Raw genomic sequence first — 3097 nt, 5'->3', positions numbered from 1 at the left:
CCTGTAGATGAAAACAACACGCCAATTCCAGGTGCAGATACGCCGACTTACGAGAACGACCCAGACGACCCAACCAAGGTGACTCCAAACGAGCCAACTCCGACCGTACCAGGCTACTCAACTGATGTTCCGAACGTAACTCCGGAAGATCCAACTAAGGACACTCCTGTTGTTTACACTCAGAACAAGTATGGTCTGACTGAGAAGTTTGTCGACGAAGATGGCAATGAACTGTCACCGAGCGTAACGAAGGGGACTGAGTACAAGACTGGCGACAGCTACGACGTAACGAGCGATGCCAAGGTGGTCACCGGCTACGTTTTGGTTAATACGACTGACACGACCGGCACTTTCAATGACAGTGACAAGACTGCTGTCTTCACCTACAAGAAAGTAGGCAAGATTGTCCCGGTTGACAAGGACGGCAACCCGATCCCAGGTGCAGATACGCCGACTTACGAGAACGACCCAGACGACCCAACCAAGGTAACTCCGAATGAGCCAACTCCGGCAGTGCCAGGCTACTCAACTGATGTTCCGAACGTAACTCCGGAAGATCCAACTAAGGACACTCCGGTGCCTTACACTAAGGATGAAAGTCCAGAGACCAAATACGGCCTGCTTGAAAAGTTTGTCGACGAAGATGGCAACGAACTTTCCCCAAGCGTAGACAAGGGCAGTGACTACAAGACTGGCGACAGCTACGACGTAACGAGCGATGCCAAGGTGGTCACCGGCTACGTTTTGGTTAATACGACTGACACGACCGGCACTTTCAATGACAGCGACAAGACTGCTGTCTTCACCTACAAGAAAGTAGGCAAGATTGTCCCGGTTGACAAGGACGGCAACCCGATCCCAGACGCAGATACGCCGACTTACGAGAACGACCCAGACGACCCAACCAAGGTAACTCCGAATGAGCCAACTCCGGCAGTGCCAGGCTACTCAACTGATGTTCCGAACGTAACTCCGGAAGACCCGACCAAGGACACTCTAGTTGTCTACACCAACATCAAGTACGGTCTGACTGAAAACTTCGTTGACGAAGACGGCAATGAACTGACGCCAAGCGTAACGAAGGGCAGCGACTACAAGACTGGGGATAAGTACGATGTAACCAGCGACTCCAAGGTAATCGAAGGCTACGTTTTGGTCAAGACGGCTGACACGACTGGCACTTTCAGTGACAGCAACAAGACCGCCGTCTTCACTTACAAGAAGATCGGCAAGCTGGTTCCGGTTGACGAAAACGGCACGCCAATTCCAGGCGCTGACACGCCAACTTACGAGAACGACCCGACTGATCCAAGCAAGGTCCTTGACCCGAGCGTTCCAGCAGTTGACGGCTACACGCCAAAGAACAACAAGGTTGGCGACAAGGTTTCTCCAACTGACCCAACTAAGGACACGCCAGTGGTTTACACCAAGAACGAAACTCCAGCAGCCAAGTACGGCCTGACTGAAAAGTTTGTAGACGAAAACGGCAACGAACTGACTCCAAGCGTAGACAAGGGCGCTGACTACAAGTCTGGCGACAAGTACGACGTCACTAAGGACTCCAAGGTAATCACCGGCTACGTTCTGGTCAAGACTACTAACACGACTGGCACTTTCAGTGACAGCAACAAGACCGCTGTCTTCACTTACAAGAAGATCGGCAAGCTGGTTCCGGTTGACGAAAACGGCACGCCAATTCCAGGCGCTGACACGCCAACTTACGAGAACGACCCGACCGACCCAAGCAAGGTTGTTGACCCGAGCGTTCCGTCAGTTGACGGCTACACGCCAAAGAACAACAAGGTTGGCGACAAGGTTACTCCAACTGACCCAACTAAGGATACGCCAGTGGTTTACACCAAGAACGAAACTCCGGCAGCCAAGTACGGCCTGACTGAAAAGTTCGTCGACGAAAACGGCAATGAACTGACTCCAAGCGTAGACAAGGGCACTGACTACAAGTCTGGTGACAAGTACGATGTGACCAAGGATGCCAAGGTAGTCACCGGCTATGTTTTGGTCAAGACGGCTGATACGGCTGGTACTTTTGACAAGAGCAGCAAGACTGCTGTCTTCACTTACAAGAAGATCGGCAAGCTGGTTCCGGTTGACGAAAACGGTAAGCCGATCCCAGGTGCCAAGACCCCGGCCTACCAGAACGACCCGACCGACCCAAGCAAGGTCCTTGACCCGAGCGTTCCAGCAGTTGATGGCTACAAGCCAAAGAACAAGAAGGTTGGCGACAAGGTGACGCCAGCTGACCCGACCAAGGACACGTTAGTGGTCTACACTAAGAACCAGACGCCGTCCAAGCCGGGCAAGAAGGGCGCGCCATCTGCACCGACTGGTCCAAACAGCCCGACCCTGCCTGGCAGCAAGGGCAAGACCTCCCCGGCTTCACCGAAGGCAACCACCTTCTCAACAAACACTGGGGCAAACACCGGCAAGCAGTCAGCAGCCAGCCTGCCGCAAAACGCGCAAGCCAAGCTGCCGCAAACCGGCGAAGCCACTGACAAGTCCCGCGTTCTGTCCGTGCTTGGCCTGGGCCTGATGACTCTGACCGCCTTGATTGGCCTGACAATTGACAAGAAGCGGAAAAACTAATGATTTTTAGCTGAAAAGCAGCTTTTGCGAAACATGATTCTGTTTTTAAACGGGATCATGTTTTTTTCTGGATTTTTTCCAAGCTTTACATTTTTAGCATTGACAAATCTGCCTGGAAGTCTAACCATGTAGGTTAAAGAAAGGCGGGGTGAGGACATGACTAATTTTGACGATTACGCTCAAGATGACTTCTTCCAAGAACTGGAAATCGACCAAAGCAAGATTCTGGACTACAGCATTTCTGAAAAAATTGCCGCGCTGGATCCGGCGGGCCAGAAGGACTTCTGGTGGCAGTTTTACCAGCAGGCGCGGCAGATGCACCGCTTCTTCGTGGCCAGCAGCGAGCTGCGCGCCAACTTTGACGTTGACGCCGTCTACAACCGCCGCAACGCTGACGAGGTCTACCTGGCGCGGCCGGCTGGCAGCCAGCTGTCTGGTCCCTGCCTACTGCTGCAGGGCGTTATCGACAGCTTCGGCTTTGATAAAAACGACC

At 53.0% G+C, this 3097-nt stretch carries 1 protein-coding gene and 1 pseudogene; both read left to right on the top strand.

The window, feature by feature from the left end; translation table 11 throughout:
• A partial coding sequence (locus lacNas_RS03470) for a MucBP domain-containing protein (RefSeq protein ID WP_201346594.1) occupies positions 1 to 2604 on the top strand: 2604 nt, incomplete at its 5' end.
• Between the two features lie 156 nt (positions 2605 to 2760).
• Positions 2761 to 3097: pseudogene (locus tag lacNas_RS03465) on the top strand (hypothetical protein); the annotation flags it as partial.

Origin of the sequence: Lactobacillus nasalidis (assembly GCF_016587775.1) — a bacterium.
Taxonomy (GTDB): domain Bacteria; phylum Bacillota; class Bacilli; order Lactobacillales; family Lactobacillaceae; genus Lactobacillus; species Lactobacillus nasalidis.
Note: the sequence above shows the minus strand (reverse complement) of the source record. Positions and strands in the feature narration are given on the sequence as shown.